The organism is Bacillus sp. ISL-51, assembly GCF_018613535.1.
GTDB lineage: Bacteria > Bacillota > Bacilli > Bacillales > Bacillaceae > Bacillus.
Map to the genome: position 1 here is coordinate 35,088 of NZ_JAGGQB010000023.1, position 17,368 is coordinate 52,455.

Consider the following 17,368-nt stretch of genomic DNA (forward strand, 5'->3'; position numbering starts at 1 on the left):
GGCCCGTGCGGTGACGCCGGGTCTTGGTTTTACATTATTCAAATAAACCGTCCCGTTTCAGCTTTTTCAAACTGATCGGAAGCACTGAATCTTTCATAATAAAGCTGAATTTTTTATTTCGCGGGAGATTGTCCGGAAGTTCGCTGAATAACACCGGGCCCTTCGTCTCAAAGTAATCGGCTTGTTTTTCAAGCTTTTCGATATCGGCAAAGTATATATTTTTAACGATGATCTTTTCTTTGCCGAGCACTTTATACTGCCCGACGTACTGAAGATGTCTTACCGCCGCGCCGGTCTCTTCCTTTACTTCGCGCAGCGCCGCTTCTTCGGCACATTCCATCGGCTCCACTTTTCCGCCCGGAAATTCAAAGCCCCGGTCTTCATGCTCAGTCAAAAGCCACTTATCTCCGTAGCGGCAAATGACCCACACGTGCTTCGGGCTGTCCGAAAAAGGCTGGTGTTCAAAGGAGAGCTGAACAGTATTTTGATAATAGTCTTTAAACTCGTACATGTTTATCCCTCTAATCCGTTCCTTCGTATCTTCCATACATCATACCACAGTTGCGTTTGATCGGAAGCCCTTTATCAAAAATTCAGAGGAAAACCATCATACCCTAGTATGGCCTCCGGCGCGGCAAAAGTTACGGTTTGCGCTTGAATTTATTTTTCAAGGCGTCCAAAAGATCGACGAGCATTTGCGGAACCGGAATACCAAGCGAACTTGCCGTAATCACAATTTGCACCGATTCGTATAAGATATAAAACATAAGAGCTAAATTACGGATAGAACCCTCAGTAGTGAGCAGCTGATCAAAAAAATGGCAAACTGAGATTAATGCCAAGGTCACAATTTTTTTGACCAGCCGCGCAAAAAGCTTTTTCGCGGTCAACTGATGTAAAATGGTATCCTTTAAGCTTGTACTGATATATTCAATTGCCATTAACGATAACAAAATAAGAAACGGATACTGAAAACCGCCGAAGAAAAAACCCGCTGCTGACACGACAACTGCAAAAAACGAAAAGATGCCAAAGTCTTTGCCCACTTGTTCCAACATCCTTTCACAGAAACGGACTTACCTTATTCTATGAAAAAGAAGAGGAACGGACTGGATATTTCAGAAAAATGGACAACACCTCCCGCGGGCAGACAGATAAAAAAACCGGAAGCTTTAAAGCCCCGGTCCTTTCATTACGTTATCCTAAATACGCTTTTAACATCCAGTTATGCTTTTCGATATTCTGGTGAATCGCAAGCAGCATATCTCCCGTTGTTTCGTCTCCGACCTCATCGGCAAGATCCATGCCGCTTTTCAGCTCTTCTGCGATAACGGAGAAATCATCATAAATGCTTTGCACCATTTGCTCGGCGCTCTCATTGCCTTCCGCTTCTTTTATGGACGCCGTTTTCAGCGATTCAGTCATTGTGCCGATCGGCTTGCCGTTTAATGCTAAAAGCCGTTCTGCCAAGTCATCAATATAAGTAGCCGCTTCGTTATACAGCTCTTCAAATTTCTCGTGCAGCGTGAAGAAATCCTTCCCTTTTACATACCAATGATAATTATGTAGTTTCACATACATGACCGTCCAGTTAGCGACTTGTTTATTGACTGCATTCAGTAATTTTTCTGACATTCCTATCTTCCTCCTTATGGTTTACTATTGATATACCCTTTTTATCGTCTGCCAAAACATAAAATTTCAGCCCCTTGATCATCCATCTGGAAAATATGTTATCATTTGTTAAAAAGGAGGGATATTATGCTGCTTCTTTTAAGTTTCGGCATCGTTATTGTGCTTGCCGTCCTGTTGCTATCCATTTGGTCGACCGTAAAGGCCTATAACGTAAAGCATACGATTGATCCGCCGCAAAACGCGCCAAACCGCTTCTCACAGAAAAACAAACATTAATGATGATGCGTCTTTTTCTCTTGGCCGGAGGAATCACCGGCAGCATCAGCATTCCCGACACGGACTGTAAGAGTCGGCATGTTGTGCTGTTTTTTTGCCGTTACGTGGGATTGAATCGTGTATATGCCTTCTTCTTCGAATTCAGTGCGTAAATGATACGTCCCTTTTTCCTCCTTGGCCTTTCTTGTCTTACTGCTGCCTTTCTTTCCTTCTTTCCATACTTCAAACATGACTTCGTCCGCATCTGTGACGCGCTCATCCCCATAAAAAACATCTGCCTGATATTCCGCTTTTTCATGCGGCTTTACCGTTTTCGGTCCCGTAAGCTTGACCTCCAGCACTTTAGGCTCATCAGTGGAGGCAGTTTTATCCGAAGCGCCTCCGCAAGAAGATAAAAGAAATACCATACCGCACATTCCTGCCAATACCGCCCGTTTCATTCCATCACCCCTTTGTGTTTACTTCCATTTTAGCAAACGCTTACACAAAAGTTGTGACATTTTTTAGAAATATGTAAAAAAGCCCTTTTGCATTAGCAAAAGGGCTTACTTTTTTATCCGAAAACTTTCAGCAATTCCTCTTTATCCTGTGAAAGCCAGAAGCGCATGAGACGTTTGGCGCCTTCTAAATCGTGAAGCTTCGCCTGTCCGCACTGTTTTTCGTTGGCTGCGGGAATTTCCGTAATATCAATCGCTTCATTCAGCGTCGCATCAAGCAAATCAACAATTTCTTCTGCTGTCGGTTCGCCGCTGACAACGAGATAATAGCCTGTTTGGCAGCCCATTGGTGATATATCAATGATGTCGAAGTGATCGTATTTCTCAGAATGCGAACGAATCGTAAACGCAAGCAAGTGCTCAAGCGTATGAATCGTATCCGGCTTCATCGCCTGTTTGTTCGGCTGACAAAAACGAATGTCAAATTTATTCACGACGCCGTCTGTTCCGACTTTATGCACTCCGCAATGTCTTACATACGGAGCCACAACCGCATTATGGTCAAGCTCAAAACTTTCTACTGAAGGCATAATGGCACTCCCTTTTTTTAGAATATGGACCCATTATAACACAGTTTTCCGATAAGAATTATGGCTGAAGCTTTTCAATCTGAATTTTTTTTTCTATACTAGCATCAGAAAGGGGCTTTACGATGAAAACCTTATTTATCGCCATAATCCGCGGATATCAAAAATTCATTTCTCCTCTGACGCCGCCGTCATGCCGCTTTTATCCGACTTGTTCACAATACGGAATTGAAGCCATAAAGACACACGGCGCGGTAAAAGGAGGATGGCTGACGCTTAAACGTATTTTGAAGTGTCACCCGCTTCATCCGGGCGGCGTTGATCCCGTACCTGAAAAAAAACGAAAGAATTAGTTCATGTGTTGATAGCCGTCAATGACGAGGTCAAGTTTTCCGGTTTCCGGATCGATCACAAGACCATGCACCGGCACATTATCAGGGAAAAGCGGATGATTTTTAATGACGTTTACACTGTCAGTGACGCTTGCTTCTACAGAATCAAAGCTTTTCAGCCACTGGTCAAGGTCGACGCCTGAGTTTTTCAGCATGTCAATCCGCTCTTTCGGGATGCCCCGCTCAACGATTTTATCGAGCATATCCTCGCTGTTAATTTTACTCATTCCGCAATCATGGTGGCCGATAACGCAGACTTCATCTGCGTTTAACTCGTAAACGGCGACCAACAGGCTCCGCATAATGCTCCCGAATGGGTGGGAAACGAGCGCGCCAGCACTTTTAATAATTTTCACATCACCGTTTCGCATGTTCATCGCATGCGGCAGCAATTCCACGAGACGGGTGTCCATACAAGACAAAATCGCCATCTTTTTATCAGGGAATTTAGAGGTTTGATATTTTTCATAATCTTTCTTTTCAATGAACTGCTCATTAAATTGCAGGATATCGTTTAGTAGACTCATCTTGGTGTTTCCTTTCTGCATTTTTTATACACAATATAACACAGATCACGGCTTTTCGTCACCCCCGGCACTTGATGAAAAAGTAACAGGCTGTTCAATAAAAAAGACAAACCGCCGGGGCTTGTCTCATTTTCCCATATTGTATCTTTTGTTAAACTGTTCCACTCTTCCGCCTTTTTCGTTGAATTTTTGCCGGCCCGTATAAAATGGATGCGTATCCGAGCTGACCTCTACTTTAATCACCGGGTATGTGTTTCCGTCTTCCCACTGGGCGGTTTCCTCAGATGTTCTAGTTGAACGGCTTAAAAAACGGTAGCCGCTGTTTACATCTTGAAAAATCACTCGATGGTTATTCGGATGGATGTCTTTTTTCATAGCTGATCTCCCTTTCTTAAATCGTAATAATTACGTTTTATTCTACACCTTCTACAGGCCCCTTGTCAATCATATATGCCCCGATCCTTTGATTTCTAAACCCTGTTCATTTCTGGAATAAGAAGAATAATCTAAATGACTCGGCAAATAATATAACCACATTACATAAAACGGTAATTCAGAAAGGCGGTTTATGATCGTGGATGATTTAGTGTTAGCCAGAAGCCTGTTCGGGACAACTATGGGCTTTCATATTATTTTCGCGACTTTAGGGGTAGGTTTGCCTCTTATGATTTTAATGGCTGAATTGATTTATCAAAAAACAAAAGACCCGCACTATGCCATTATGGCGAAAAGGTGGACGAAAGCGCAGGCCGTTTTGCTCGGTGTGGCGATTCCGACCGGGACGATTGCAGGAACACAGCTCGCCCTGTTATGGCCTGGATTTATGGAAGTCATCGGCAGAGTCATGTCGCTTCCGTTTCAGATTGAAATCTACGCGTTTTTTATTGAGGCGCTGTTTATGTCCATTTATGTATATGCTGCTGACCGGCTGACTCCGGCCATGCGTATCATCGCCGTTGTTTTTGTTTTAATCGGCGCTGCGGCATCTGCCGTTTTAATTACAAATGTCCACGCCTTTGAAGGAACGCCGGCCGGATTTAAAATTTTGAACGGCAAAATAACGGACGTTGAACCGTGGGCTGCGTTTTTCAATCCGAGTTTTTTTACCACCGCAGGCCATGTCGTTCTGACCGCTTTTATGACAGGCGCGTTTATTGTCGCGTCAGTAGCGGCTTATAAAATGCTGAGAACGAGAAAGCAGGAACAGGTTTATCGTTTTCACCGGAAAGCGCTGCTGCTTGCTTTAACGATCGGCGGCATTTTTTCGATTGCCGCTTCTTTAAACGGACACGAATCAGCCCAGCTTCTTTACCAATACCAGCCGGAAAAGCTTGCGGGCGCTGAAGGATTATTTGAAACAAGATCACATGCCCCGCTTGCGATCGGCGGTTTTACGGATGCAAAAGAAGAAAAGGTGAAATGGGCGATAGAAGTGCCGTGGGCTTTAAGCTTTTTAGCGGCGAACAGTTTTGACACCGTCGTAAAAGGATTAAATGCATTTCCGAAAGACGAATGGCCGCCTTTATTTATCCATACGCTGTTTAACGGAATGGTCGGAATCGGCATGGTGCTGATTCTGTACTCTGTCATCGGCATCGTTTGGAGAAAGATCTTAAAAAAAGACAGCTTTCCGAAGTGGCTGCTGATTTTATTTTTAACCGCCGGCCCGCTTAGTTTAATCGGGATCGAGTTCGGATGGATATTCGCTTGTACGGGCAGGCAGCCGTGGGTCATTTACCACCTGCTGAAAACATCGGATGTTGTAACGACAACGGGTTCAATCGGCGTTCTGTTTATTCTGTTTACGGTTGTTTATGCCATTTTGGCTGCGGCAGTCATTTATGTGCTGCTTTATTATTTCCGCAAGCATCCTGTCGAGGAGGATGTAAAAGCGGCAGAATCTTAACAATAGAAAGGGCTGAATAGAAATGGACATTACTATGGATGCTCTCATCGCGATTTCAATCGTATGGGGTTTCGTGTTTATCTACGCGGTCATGGCGACGATGGACTTCGGAGCCGGTTTTTGGTCCATGATTTATTTAAATAAAGAACAAACAAAAGCGACAAACATCGCCAACCGTTATTTGTCGCCGACATGGGAAGTGACCAATGTCTTTATCGTCGCGATCGTTGTCGCCCTTTTCAGCTTCTTTCCGGGGGCGACTTTCGTGCTGGGAACCGTTTTATTAATTCCGGGGAGTATCATTTTGCTGCTTTTAGCCATCCGAAGCGGTTTTCTCGTCTTTTCCAACACGGCGAAAGAAAGAAAAATCATGAGATATATTTCCGGAATCTCTGGCTTTATCATACCGGCAGTGCTTATTCTTGTGCTTCCGGTGACACATGGCGGTTTTATCGAAAAAGCGGGCGGAGTGTATCATCTGAATTTGGTCAGTGTGTTCACGAGCCTGAACGCTTATGCTTTTATCGGCTTTGCCATCTTAACTACTTTATTTTTATCTTCGCTGCTTTTGGCCGATTTTTCCAATGTGGCGGAAGAGGAGCACGCATACCGCGTTTACAGGCGGAGCGCGTTAATAACAGGGCCTCTGTCTCTTCTTTTTGCGATTTTCATTATGCTGACTTTACGCACTGAAGCCGGCTGGCTTTATGCCGGGATGATGAAGGATGTGACGTGGCTGATTCTTTCTGTCATTACATTTATTATTGCGGGTGTTGCTCTGTTTTTGCCGAATAAACGTTTCGGACAAAACCTCGGCAAGCCGAGAATCGCCATGATAGCGATTGCGGTTCAATATTTCTTGGCAAGCTATGCATACGGGCGGGCACATCTCCCTTATATGATCTATCCAGATATCACCATCATGTCCGGCTTTACAGAGCCTGCAACGTTCAGGGCGCTGTTCATGACTTATATCGTTGCTTTCATCGTCTTATTTCCGGGATTTTATTTCTTTTGGAAGTTATTCATGAAAGATAAACGTTATATCCGCCAAGAAGAATAGCACATGTAAGGCTGGCTATACTAAAGGCGTACCTTTTATCTTGGAGGGAGAGTTTTACAATGAAACAAAAAATTCTGTGCGAAGTTAACAACTGTTCATATTGGGATCAAGGAAACAAATGTACAGCTGACGCGATTTATGTTGTCAGCCATACGGGCGATACAGCTGAAAAAAGTGAAGAAACGGATTGCAAAACCTTTAAACCTCAAGATTTGTAAAAAAAGAGAAGAGCTGTTTTCATACAGCTCTTTTTACTTTGCCTGCCGCAAGCCTTTTAGAGATCAGCACCTGTGAAGGCGAAAACAGAAACGCCAGCAGAAAAAAGACACCTGCCATCAGTTTCCTTTGTGCAATATCGTACGCACCCACATTTGTCAAGTGTCTGCTAAATAAAAAAACCGGCTGATAGCCGGTTCAAACGAGAAGGGGATAAAATGTGAACAATTTCAATATAACAGCGGCACGCCATGCGCTCAACTTACTAAAATTTCATTTTATCAGCTGTTTGTTGTGAAAACATCCATTTGGGTAACATATTTTCTCATAACCTCTTGATTGACTTCCACACCCAAACCAGGCCCGTTCGGAACAGAAATAAAACCCTCGTCAATACGAATATCAGGGGTTACGATATCCTCTTCCCAGTATCGGGAGGATGACGAAATGTCGCCCGGTATCGTAAATTGGGGCAGCGAGGCAAGCGCCGCGCTCTGCGCCCGGGAAATGCCCGTCTCAAACATTCCCCCGCACCATACCGGCATTTGATGCTCTCTGCACAAGTCGTGAATTTTAAGCGCCTCCGTCAGGCCGCCGACACGTGCCGGCTTAATGTTAATTATTTTACAGCTTCCAAGCTCAATTGCCCGTCTTGCGTCATCCGCCGAGCAAATGCTCTCATCAAGGCATATGGCCGTTCTCAAATGCTTTTGCAGGTGGCGGTGATCGACAATGTCATCTGCCTGAAGCGGCTGCTCTATCATCATTAAATGAAATTCATCCAATTCCTTCAGCCTGCTGATGTCTTTCAGTTCATACGCCGAATTTGCGTCCGCCATCAGCGGCACGTTCGGAAAACGGCTGCGTATGGCTTTCACTAAATCAATATCCCGGCCCGGCTGAATTTTTATTTTTATTCTTTGATAACCCTCTTTTACATATTGCTCAATTTCCCGAAGCATATCTTTAATCGGAGCGAGCCCCACTACGACGCCGGCGGGAACTTTATCCCTTTTGCCGCCGAGGGCTTCAGCAAGAGAAATACCTTTTTTCTTTGCGTATATATCCCACACGGCAGATTCCAGCCCGGCCTTTGCCATACGGTTTCCCTTAAAACGCACGAGGCTGTCCGGCACCTCAGACGGATGGGAAAACTCACGCCCCACTATATTGGGGATAAAGAAATCCTTAAGCATATGCGCGCACGTTTGAATTGTTTCTTCTGTATACCAGGGAGAAGAAAACGCGGATACTTCCCCCCAGCCGGCCTCACCGGATTCATCTATAGCCTCAAGAATCAAAAACTTCCGGTCTTGAAGCGTTTCGATACTTGTTTTAAACGGTTTTTTCAGCCTCATACTTACATGATAAAGGGTGATTTTTTCTATCTTAATCATGACAGCTCTCCTTTACGAAGATCATTCAGCCGGTGTCTCATCAATTTATTTGACGCGTTTCGCGGCAGCTCTTCCGCTGAGAAAAACTTAGCCGGAATTTTATATTTTGCAAGCCGTTCACGGCAAAAGGCGGCCAGCTCGTCCGAACTGACCGGAGAGGTTAACACGAGAAATGCGTGCGGGACCCTTCCCCACTTTGGATCTTCAGCTCCCGAAACACCCGCTTCAGCAACTGCGGGATGTGCAAGCAGCACTGCCTCGACTTCAGCGGGGTAAATGTTTTCTCCGCCCGAAATAATGAGATCAGAACGTCTGTCCAGCACAAACAAAAACCCGTCTTCATCTAAATAGCCAAGATCTCCCGTCTTAAACCAGCCGTTTTCAAAAGCCGCTCGATTGGCTTCATCACGGTTATAGTAACCTTTCATCACATTCGGCCCTTTGACCGTAATTTCACCGTGTTCAAACGGCGCACACTTGTTGCCGTCTTTTTCAATCGAAATCTCACATGAAAACAGCGGCTTTCCTGCCGAGCCGAGCTTTTCCATACTGAATTCAGGAGAAAGCGTGACGATCTGTGAGCAGGTTTCAGTCAGGCCGTATGATTGAAACACCGGAAATTGTTTCTGGCGGCACTCTTCAAGGAGCGGAAGCGGTGCAGGTCCTCCGCCAAGCAGGATGCATCTGAGAGATTCAGGACAGTGATCCGTCTCCGACAGCAGACCGGAAAGCATCGTCTGCACCGCAGATATGATCGTAACCCGGTGGCGGCTGATGCTGTCCAGTACATCACTGACGGAAAATTTTTGATGAAGCACAACAGGCATGCCGTAAATGACCGATTTAAACAGCGCGGACAGCCCGCTGATATGAAACAGAGGCAGCGCAATCAGCCAGCGGTCCCGCTCTGTGACCCCCAGATTCAAAGCTGAAGATACAGCGCTTGAATAATGGTTTCCGAACGTTTGCTGAACCCCCTTCGGCCTCCCTGTCGTTCCTGACGTGTACATTAAAGTCGCCGTATCATCAAGCTTCATATAAGCCTCAACTTCAATGTCTTCCGCCTCAGCCGCTTGAAGCTCGTCCACGTCGGCCGTCGCAATCACAGAGTCGTATTCCCGGCGGCAAAAACCGGAATCCGTCAGTAACAGCACCGCCTTCGAATCTTCAAGCTGAAACAGTCTTTCTTGTTTTGACAGCTTCGTATTTAACAGCACCGCTTCAGCGCCCAATAAAAAGCAGGCATGTACGGCAAAGACCATCTCCGCGCGGTTAGAAAGCAAAATCGCAACACGGTCGCCTTTTCTCAGCGAGCAGCATGCGGAAAGCCGCGCCGCCATTTGTTTAGAAGCTTCATATAATTCTCTGAATGTGAAACTTTGGTTTTCAAATATGAGAGCCGTTCTCTCTGGTGTGAGCTGCGTCCTTTGAATGAGCCAATTAGGCTGTTCTGTCAGCATGTTATCATCTCCGAGGTAAAAGTACTGATTTTGAAAAGAAAACAGCTTGGACCAGAATGGCTCAAGCTGTTTCGAGGTGTCATCTGATCACGGAAAACGAGGGAATTGACCGAAATCGGGACTGCGTTTTTCTTTAAAGGAATCGCGGCCTTCTTTCGCTTCGTCTGTCGTGTAATAAAGAAGCGTTGCGTCTCCCGCAAATTGCTGAATTCCGGCAAGTCCGTCTGTATCTGCGTTAAACGCCGCTTTAAGGAAACGAAGTGCGGTCGGGCTTTTCTCAAGCATTTCCTCACACCATTTGATGGTTTCTTCCTCAAGCTGCTCTAACGGAACAACTGTATTGACAAGTCCCATGTCGAGTGCTTCCTGTGCATTGTATTGACGGCACAGATACCAGATTTCACGTGCTTTTTTATGTCCGACGATACGCGCAAGGTATCCAGAACCGTAACCGGCATCAAAGCTTCCTACTTTCGGGCCTGTTTGTCCGAAAATCGCGTTATCCGCAGCAATCGTCAAATCACATACGATATGAAGCACATGGCCTCCGCCGATGGCATAACCAGATACCATTGCCACAACCGGCTTAGGAATGACACGGATCAAACGCTGAAGATCAAGCACATTCAGACGAGGGATCTGATCGTCACCGACATATCCGCCGTGACCGCGCACTTTTTGGTCTCCGCCTGAACAAAACGCCTTATCTCCCGCACCCGCAAGCACGATAACACCGATGTTGGAATCATCACGCGCGTAAGCAAATGCGTCAATCATTTCAGACACCGTTTTAGGAGTGAATGCGTTATGTACCTCCGGACGATTAATTGTTATTTTTGCAATGCCGTTATACGTCTCGTACAATATTTCATCGTACTGACGTTCGCTTTTCCATTCTGCAGCCATATATATGACCTCCTTTAATTTTTACATGTGAGCTGCCGAAACAGCATCTTAGTTATGCTTGTTCCGAGGATAAAAACTCACTTATTATCTTACCAAAAATTCGCGGCTGTTCCACATGAACCGTATGGCCCGCCTGTTTGACAACCTCTATTTTACTCGATGGAAGCCGGTTGTGCACCTTTTGATTAATAACGCAAAATTTTTCATCCCATTCCCCGCATATCAGAAGAACGGGCGCTTTGATGTTATCTAATGCATCCCACCAAGAAGGCTGTGATCCAGTCCCCATTCCGAGTAAGCTGCCTGCAAGTCCGGCCGGATTATTTTTCAATCTGCCTGACCTGATGTTCTTCCGCACGCTTTCAGGAAGGGAAAGCTGTGTGGCAAACAAAGGGATGTTTTCCCAATAATCAACAAATGATTCAATGCCGTCCCGCAAAATAAAATCCGCAAGCTTCCGGTCAGACTGAATTCTGTTTTTGCGTTCCTGAAGCGTGCCCAGGCCGGGAGTCGAACTTTCTAAAACAAGAGCAGACACACGGTCAGGAAACACCTGCGCAAATGAATACGCAAGCCTGCCCCCCATAGAATAACCAATAAGTTTCACTTTGTGAAGTTTTAATTGATTAAAAATGGCGGCAAGGTCTGAAACTTGCCGGTTCGTGCTGTACCTTACCGCTTGTAACGGCGCTTCTGATTCACCGTGCCCTAAGCAGTCTATCATCACCAAACGTTCACCCGGAAACGCGTCCTGCAAAAACATCCAGGATTCTTTGCTGCCTGTGAATCCATGAAGAAATACAAGTGCTTCCGATGCATGATGTCCGCTATCAGCAGCACGATAGCACACTCCGTCCGCCATTTTGATGTTTACAGTTTCCATTCTTTTTTCACTTCCCGCACGGCGGACTGCAACAGCTCGCGATGGAACTGAACCCTTGATGTGCGATCTGTTTTCAGCTCGATAATGTGAAGGCCGGGCTTTTCCGCCTGAGGACCATATGCAGCTCTGAAGGCTTCCCATGAATCCGGGCATGTATACGTGCCCCCGTAAAGAGCGGCAGCATGCTGAAAATCAAGGCCTGTCGGCGTGCCGAACAGCTCTTCAAAATGTGTTTTATCAGAAGCCTGCGGCAAAAATGAGAAAATCCCGCCGCCGTCATTATTAATCAAAATGACTGTAAGCGGAATGCCAAGCTTCTTAGCCGCTAACAGCCCGTTTAAATCATGATAAAACGATAAATCTCCGATTACAAGCGTTACAGGGGCTTTCGTCCCCTCACACAGCCCCATAGCCGAAGAAACAACCCCGTCTATTCCGTTTGCGCCGCGGTTGGCATATATACGGAAGGAACGGTCCTGTTTTTCAAAAAACGTATCCACGTCACGGATCGGCATACTGTTGCCGACAAAAAGTGAACTGTTTTCTGGAACAAGATGCTGAAGCTCTCGATATACATTTCCTTCAAATGACAGATCATCCATACTTGCGGTTTGCAAATGACTTCGGAACCGCTCATTGACAAACTGCCATTTTTCCAGCCAGTCCGAATGCCGTTTTGCGCCTTCAGCGGAACGGACAGCTTCCAGAAAGACTGACGGATGGCAATGAATCATGTGTGCGCCGGCCTGAGTAGGGTCCCTCCAGCCGCCATCCTCATCAATAATGAACTGCTCAATGGCAGGATCATCCCTCAGCCATAAAAAGAGCGGCTTAGAAACCGGCATCGGCCCGAAACGGATGACAGCGTCAGGACGCAAGACCTCTTTCAGCTCTTCATCTTTCAAGAAAGAATCATAGGCATCAATGATCATGCTCTTATCATGTTTTCCGTTTCGGAGATTTGAAAGCGGGTCCGCCAAAATCGGATATTGAAGCGCCTCGGCAAGCGCGATAATATGCTGTTTTTCGTCGTCGCTGTGAATCTCTCCGCAGACGATCATTCCTTTTTGAACGCCGGCAAGGCGCTCGGTAACATCACGCAGAGACTCTTTATCGACAGACTGAATGCCTGTTTTCACAGATACGTGGCGTCCCGTTCTCATTCTTTCAAAAGGCTGCGCGGAGAGATCCGGCATTAACGGCTCTCTGAGCGGAACATTGATATGAACAGGCCCCATCGGACGCTTGCCCGCTTCACTGGCAGCGCGGCCGGCCAATGTCCGGACGTAACTCAGCATCTGCGGCTGTTCCTCGGGAAGAGCCGAGTCTGTGAAAAACTTAACAAAGTTACCGAACAGAAAATGCTGGTTAATCGCTTGAGGCGCCCCTACTTCACGTAATTCATGAGGACGGTCAGCGGTCAGCACGATAAGCGGCACTCGTGAATAATGCGCTTCAATAACAGCCGGATAAAAGTTCGCCGCAGCCGTACCCGACGTACAAATCAGCATGACCGGGCGCTGCCGGGCTTTTGCCAAACCGAGTGCGAAAAAACCGGCGGATCGTTCGTCAATCTGAATATGAACATTGATATCCGGGTGAGCCGCAGCCAACACGGCCAGCGGAGTAGACCTCGATCCAGGACAAACGACCGCATCGGTTACACCTGAAAGAGCAAATTCATCAATAAAACTTCCGATATAATGGGTAATCGGGTTTGTCAAAGCCTTTCACCTCCTAAAGCAGAGATCATCGGCTTTAGTTTAATTTGTGTTTCTTCATATTCTGATTGCGGGTCGGAATCTTCAACAATGCCGCATCCTGCAAACAGCCGCGCTTCATTGCCTTCGATCAGTCCCGAGCGGATCGCTACCGCAAATTCTCCGTTTTCTCTGCTGTCAATCCAGCCAATAGGAGCTGCATACCATCCGCGTGTCATCGGCTCAAGCTCAGCAATGACCTCAACGGCTTTCTGTTGAGGAGCGCCTCCCAATGCCGGTGTAGGATGAAGCTTTTCAATTAAATCAAAAAGCGAAGCTGACGTTTTGAGACGGCCGACGATCGGCGTATAAAGATGCTGAACGTTTTTTGTCTTATATAATTGCGGGCCTGACGGCTTTTCTACCTCATGACAGCTCGACAAAAAAGCATCGTGTATCATTTTGACCACAAAATCATGCTCCATGAGATTTTTTTCATCATGCAGCAATTCCCGTCCTAAACGCACATCTTCTTGTTCATCTTTCCCTCGTTTGATCGAGCCTGCAAGGCAGGATGACATCACGTTTTTGCCGTCTTTTTTAATAAGACGTTCCGGTGAAGCGCCGATAAAGCATTTATTTCCCTGCTCAGAGGCAAAGATATAGCTTGTCGTTTGATCCGTCAAAAGCTTATTCAGCACGCTTTCAATCGGGATCGGCCCGTCATACGACAAGAGCACTTCCCGCGCCAGCACAACTTTATCATATTGATTCTCTTTCATTTCATTTGTTGCTGTTTTAATGGCTTCAAGCCAGTTCTCCACATCAAGTTCTTCCGCCTTCGTTAATTCCGGATAATCTTCATACGACAAAGAAGAAACCGTAAAAGCTTCCGAAAAGGATTTCAGACGTTCGAGCACATCTTCTGCCTGATCCGCCTCACCGGCCCATTGATTGACGGTTAGAAAAGCACCGTCAGCTGTTTTCGTAAGCATGAGTGAAGGAATAAAGAAAAGCCCTTCTTCAAATCCATTCCACTCATCTCCTCTTTCCTCAGAAGGATTAAACGAAAAACCGCCGAATAAGACAGGACCTATCGCAGAGTGCTGCGCCTGTTCTTCCTCATGAATATGAAAAGCCGTCTTTTTAAAGCGCTCCCATTGTTCAAAAACGTCGTGGTACCGTTTTTCATTTTTTTCCTCCGACTGGAACACCGCTTCTGTGCCGAGACCGACTATTGTTAATTCACTACCGGGTTCTGACCAAAAAAATCGCTTGCCTTTATATTTTTTTGCTCCGTAATTGAAAAATGATAGAGGGTCCAAAGACGCAATACGTCTTGAATAGCTCAATAAGACAGCATGGTTGACTTGTTTGGTTTTATATAATGCATGAACTGCTTCCTTTCGGAACGTATGCTGCACCGTTGTCACCATGAGACATTCCTCCATAATCCGTTAAATGCTTTTAATACAATACACCTGTGGTTACATTGTGTCAAACACACAGAATTTGCACGACAAAATGCCTGCATTTCTTATTATAAACCTTTTTGAGCAAATGAATAAAGAAACAAACTTGAAATTATTTTCCCCACTCGCGGCAATCGCTGTATGTCTTGAGTCATAGAAGGAAAAACACCTATTTTTATCCACCATTTTTCAGCCCAAAAACGTTCATACTATCAGTAAGCATCACATAGAAACGAGGCGATCATATTGCTTACAAACGAACAGATCATGCATCTGAAAAAAGAACTTGAAGAAGCAAAACACGATATTTTAAGCCGGTTTAAAGAAAATGACCATTTTCAATTAACAGATGAATTTCCGTATGACTCGGTCGGAGAACTGTCTTCCTATGACAATCATCCCGGTGACGAGGCGACAGAGTTATACGAGCGTGAAAAAGATATCGCTCTTCTCGAACATGAACGCGAACATCTTCACGACATCAACTACTCGCTGAAGAAAATCGAAAATGGCACATACGGCATATGCGAAGCCAGCGGCAAAGAAATTCCTTACGACAGACTGGAAGCTCTGCCGACCGCTACGACGCTTGCTGAATATTCCTCACAAGACGCCGTCTCAAAAGATAGGCCGATCGAAGAAGAAACGCCATTCGGACAGTTTGAATTCGATGATGATGAATCGATCCGGGCAGCCTACGACAGTGAAGACGCCTATCAGGATGTCGAAGAGTATGGAAACTCGGAGACGCCGCAGGATTTAGAAGACCCGCCGCTCAGCTACGGCGATATGACGATGAACTCAGAAGAAAACATCGGATATGCCGAGGATTATGAAAACTTTATCGCGACAGATATTACCGGAAAAAACGTTTCCGTGTATCCCAGCAAAGCACATGAAAAATATGAGCAGGAACTGGATGAAGAAGGAATCATGACGACTTTTGGCGACCTGCACGCTGATTAATGCCCCGGCTTTTTCCGGGGTCTTTTTCATACATATAGGCTTTAATACAACGCTTTATGTACACGGAAGACGGGAAACATCCAGAGACTTAACGTATGTCGGAGACTGTGTCAAAGGGACCGCAGCTATATAAGAGAAATCAATGTGAGCCGGCCTTAATTCGCATGAAAAAAATAGGCCCCGGCCATGCTTAGCGGCGCTATTCCAATAATGATTGACGGGGTATCCCCTTATTTCTTCAGCTCTTACGACTTAATTGTCCTTCAATTGAAGATCCCGCTCTCCCTAAAAGGAAAATGAGAAATGAAGTGAATTACATTCACCTCCCGCGGGAAAGACATAAGAAATGAATACCGCAAAAAATACGGAGTTGGAGACAAACATTTTATTTGCCGGATTAAAACGGTATAACCCGAGAAAAGGCAATAAGTTTCACTTGCAGTCTGCGAGTGATTGATTGAAGACAATTTTCATCCCGCTTCTGCCTTCTATCAGCAGCCTAACGGCGGACCCCGGCGATGGAATGTTACATCTTAAATCCTATGAATCAACAGGCGCCCAAATAAGTAAAAACAAGTCATATGGGCTGTTTTATTTGCGCTTATTTCACTTACAGCAGCCATTGTATGCCAAAGTTTTCTGAGTGATTCTGATCCTCAATTACATCGTGAACCAAGGCTTCAGCTTTTTTCATTTCACACAAAAAAGCCTGCTCGCTGCATCAATTGATTGCCTGCTCGTCGCGATACGACATTGATTATTATGATCTCTGCCGGTAAATACAGCAAGGCTGCATCCTGTCTTCGGATTCCTTATGAATTAATAACAAAGCCACGCTTTCTGAGCAAATAAAAAAACCCTTGCATTTCTATGCAAGGGTTTTAAAATGACCCGTACGGGATTCGAACCCGTGTTACCGCCGTGAAAGGGCGGTGTCTTAACCGCTTGACCAACGGGCCTTATGGCGGAGAAGGAGGGATTTGAACCCTCGCGCCGCTTACGCGACCTACACCCTTAGCAGGGGCGCCTCTTCAGCCACTTGAGTACTTCTCCATATGGCTCCACAGGCAGGATTCGAACCTGCGACCGATCGGTTAACAGCCGATAGCTCTACCACTGAGCTACTGTGGAAGAAAAGTCATGGTGGGCCTGAGTGGACTCGAACCACCGACCTCACGCTTATCAGGCGTGCGCTCTAACCAGCTGAGCTACAGGCCCATGACAACACAAAAATGGAGCGGGTGATGGGAATCGAACCCACGACATCAGCTTGGAAGGCTGAGGTTTTACCACTAAACTACACCCGCATGTTTGTTTGGGGCGATTGATGGGAATCGAACCCACGAATGCCAGAGCCACAATCTGGTGCGTTAACCACTTCGCCACAACCGCCAAAACATATATTGAATTAAAAAGGTGGCTCGGGACGGAATCGAACCGCCGACACACGGATTTTCAGTCCGTTGCTCTACCAACTGAGCTACCGAGCCTTGAATATAAATGGCGGTCCGGACGGGACTCGAACCCGCGACCTCCTGCGTGACA

19 protein-coding genes, 7 tRNA genes and 1 pseudogene are annotated in these 17,368 nt (G+C 46.0%); 7 read left to right on the forward strand and 20 right to left on the reverse strand.

All coding sequences use genetic code 11. From position 1 onward, the window contains the following. Window positions 1-34: 34 nt before the first annotated feature. From ytkD to J7E26_RS18000, 3 genes are all read right to left on the reverse strand, one after another. The gene (gene ytkD / locus J7E26_RS17990; RefSeq protein WP_214803780.1) at window positions 35-511 is read right to left on the reverse strand and encodes an RNA deprotection pyrophosphohydrolase; all 477 of its coding nucleotides are present in this window, start codon (window positions 509-511) and stop codon (window positions 35-37) included. A 130-nt stretch (window positions 512-641) separates the two neighbouring features. Continuing rightward, a complete protein-coding gene (locus J7E26_RS17995) occupies window positions 642-1,046 on the reverse strand; it encodes a phage holin family protein (RefSeq protein ID WP_214803782.1) in 405 nt (134 codons plus the stop codon). Window positions 1,047-1,197: 151 nt separating this feature from the next. Further along, complete coding sequence (locus J7E26_RS18000; protein WP_214803784.1) at window positions 1,198-1,635, reverse strand: Dps family protein; 438 nt, start codon at window positions 1,633-1,635, stop codon at window positions 1,198-1,200. Window positions 1,636-1,761: 126 nt separating this feature from the next. On the opposite strand from J7E26_RS18000, the gene ytzI reads away from it, so the two are divergent. Next, a complete protein-coding gene (ytzI, locus tag J7E26_RS18005; RefSeq protein WP_214803786.1) occupies window positions 1,762-1,911 on the forward strand; it encodes a YtzI protein in 150 nt (49 codons plus the stop codon). Here ytzI and J7E26_RS18010 read toward each other — a convergent pair. Together J7E26_RS18010 and J7E26_RS18015 are read right to left on the reverse strand one after the other, a co-directional pair. Then, window positions 1,908-2,351 carry a FixH family protein gene (locus J7E26_RS18010; RefSeq protein ID WP_214803789.1) on the reverse strand — a complete coding sequence of 148 codons (444 nt, stop codon included), beginning with the start codon at window positions 2,349-2,351 and terminating at the stop codon, window positions 1,908-1,910. The genes ytzI and J7E26_RS18010 overlap by 4 nt on opposite strands. Before the next feature lie 113 nt (window positions 2,352-2,464). Further along, on the reverse strand, window positions 2,465-2,938 hold the full coding sequence (locus J7E26_RS18015) for an S-ribosylhomocysteine lyase (protein WP_214803790.1): 474 nt from the start codon (window positions 2,936-2,938) through the stop codon (window positions 2,465-2,467). A gap of 122 nt (window positions 2,939-3,060) precedes the next feature. On the opposite strand from J7E26_RS18015, the gene yidD reads away from it, so the two are divergent. Then, a complete protein-coding gene (gene yidD / locus J7E26_RS18020) occupies window positions 3,061-3,288 on the forward strand; it encodes a membrane protein insertion efficiency factor YidD (RefSeq protein ID WP_214803792.1) in 228 nt (75 codons plus the stop codon). Here the strand turns inward: yidD and J7E26_RS18025 are convergent. Further along, entirely contained in the window at window positions 3,285-3,854 is a 570-nt protein-coding gene (locus J7E26_RS18025; protein WP_214803794.1) for a beta-class carbonic anhydrase, read from the reverse strand. The two genes, yidD and J7E26_RS18025, sit on opposite strands and share 4 nt — an antisense overlap. 126 nt (window positions 3,855-3,980) lie before the next feature. Continuing rightward, entirely contained in the window at window positions 3,981-4,229 is a 249-nt protein-coding gene (locus J7E26_RS18030) for a type B 50S ribosomal protein L31 (RefSeq protein WP_214803796.1), read from the reverse strand. Between the two features lie 199 nt (window positions 4,230-4,428). Here J7E26_RS18030 and J7E26_RS18035 point away from each other — a divergent pair, with 199 nt between their 5' ends. From J7E26_RS18035 to J7E26_RS18045, 3 genes are read left to right on the forward strand one after another with little or no spacing between them, the layout of a single operon-like run. Continuing rightward, complete coding sequence (locus tag J7E26_RS18035) at window positions 4,429-5,760, forward strand: cytochrome ubiquinol oxidase subunit I (RefSeq protein WP_214803798.1); 1,332 nt, start codon at window positions 4,429-4,431, stop codon at window positions 5,758-5,760. A 22-nt stretch (window positions 5,761-5,782) separates the two neighbouring features. Further along, the gene (locus tag J7E26_RS18040; protein WP_214803800.1) at window positions 5,783-6,823 is read left to right on the forward strand and encodes a cytochrome d ubiquinol oxidase subunit II; all 1,041 of its coding nucleotides are present in this window, start codon (window positions 5,783-5,785) and stop codon (window positions 6,821-6,823) included. A gap of 59 nt (window positions 6,824-6,882) precedes the next feature. Then, window positions 6,883-7,041: a DUF1540 domain-containing protein gene (locus J7E26_RS18045; protein WP_214803802.1), complete on the forward strand. Its 159-nt coding sequence runs from the start codon at window positions 6,883-6,885 to the stop codon at window positions 7,039-7,041. 279 nt (window positions 7,042-7,320) lie between these two features. Here J7E26_RS18045 and menC read toward each other — a convergent pair whose 3' ends face one another. The 6 genes from menC to J7E26_RS18075 form a co-directional block, all read right to left on the reverse strand. Next, window positions 7,321-8,436 (reverse strand): o-succinylbenzoate synthase, encoded by a 1,116-nt coding sequence (menC, locus tag J7E26_RS18050; protein WP_214803804.1) that lies wholly within the window; start codon window positions 8,434-8,436, stop codon window positions 7,321-7,323. Beyond that, window positions 8,433-9,896 (reverse strand): o-succinylbenzoate--CoA ligase, encoded by a 1,464-nt coding sequence (locus J7E26_RS18055; protein WP_214803806.1) that lies wholly within the window; start codon window positions 9,894-9,896, stop codon window positions 8,433-8,435. The genes menC and J7E26_RS18055 overlap by 4 nt, the downstream gene beginning before the upstream one ends. Before the next feature lie 87 nt (window positions 9,897-9,983). Further along, window positions 9,984-10,802: a 1,4-dihydroxy-2-naphthoyl-CoA synthase gene (gene menB / locus J7E26_RS18060; protein ID WP_214803808.1), complete on the reverse strand. Its 819-nt coding sequence runs from the start codon at window positions 10,800-10,802 to the stop codon at window positions 9,984-9,986. A 52-nt stretch (window positions 10,803-10,854) separates the two neighbouring features. Further along, a complete protein-coding gene (menH, locus tag J7E26_RS18065; RefSeq protein ID WP_214803810.1) occupies window positions 10,855-11,685 on the reverse strand; it encodes a 2-succinyl-6-hydroxy-2,4-cyclohexadiene-1-carboxylate synthase in 831 nt (276 codons plus the stop codon). Continuing rightward, complete coding sequence (gene menD, locus J7E26_RS18070; protein WP_214803812.1) at window positions 11,673-13,409, reverse strand: 2-succinyl-5-enolpyruvyl-6-hydroxy-3-cyclohexene-1-carboxylic-acid synthase; 1,737 nt, start codon at window positions 13,407-13,409, stop codon at window positions 11,673-11,675. The genes menH and menD overlap by 13 nt, the downstream gene beginning before the upstream one ends. Further along, window positions 13,406-14,821 (reverse strand): isochorismate synthase, encoded by a 1,416-nt coding sequence (locus J7E26_RS18075; protein WP_214803815.1) that lies wholly within the window; start codon window positions 14,819-14,821, stop codon window positions 13,406-13,408. Before J7E26_RS18075 ends, menD begins: the two co-directional genes overlap by 4 nt. A gap of 282 nt (window positions 14,822-15,103) precedes the next feature. Between J7E26_RS18075 and J7E26_RS18080 the strand changes: the two genes are divergently transcribed. Then, window positions 15,104-15,823, forward strand: coding sequence for a TraR/DksA C4-type zinc finger protein (locus J7E26_RS18080; RefSeq protein WP_214803817.1), 720 nt, complete (start codon window positions 15,104-15,106; stop codon window positions 15,821-15,823). 576 nt (window positions 15,824-16,399) lie between these two features. Next, window positions 16,400-16,675: pseudogene (locus tag J7E26_RS18435) on the forward strand (tryptophan-rich sensory protein); the annotation flags it as partial. 35 nt (window positions 16,676-16,710) lie between these two features. On the opposite strand, the gene J7E26_RS18085 reads toward J7E26_RS18435, so the two are convergent. From J7E26_RS18085 to J7E26_RS18115, 7 genes are all read right to left on the reverse strand, one after another. After that, window positions 16,711-16,782, reverse strand: a tRNA-Glu gene (locus J7E26_RS18085). Window positions 16,783-16,785: 3 nt separating this feature from the next. Next, a tRNA-Ser gene (locus J7E26_RS18090) sits at window positions 16,786-16,876 on the reverse strand. A gap of 3 nt (window positions 16,877-16,879) precedes the next feature. Further along, window positions 16,880-16,954: transfer RNA gene (locus J7E26_RS18095), tRNA-Asn, on the reverse strand. 10 nt (window positions 16,955-16,964) lie between these two features. Beyond that, window positions 16,965-17,041, reverse strand: a tRNA-Ile gene (locus J7E26_RS18100). 15 nt (window positions 17,042-17,056) lie between these two features. Continuing rightward, a tRNA-Gly gene (locus J7E26_RS18105) sits at window positions 17,057-17,130 on the reverse strand. Window positions 17,131-17,139: 9 nt separating this feature from the next. Further along, window positions 17,140-17,215: transfer RNA gene (locus J7E26_RS18110), tRNA-His, on the reverse strand. A 25-nt stretch (window positions 17,216-17,240) separates the two neighbouring features. Next, window positions 17,241-17,313, reverse strand: a tRNA-Phe gene (locus tag J7E26_RS18115). Between the last annotated feature and the right edge of the window lie 55 nt (window positions 17,314-17,368).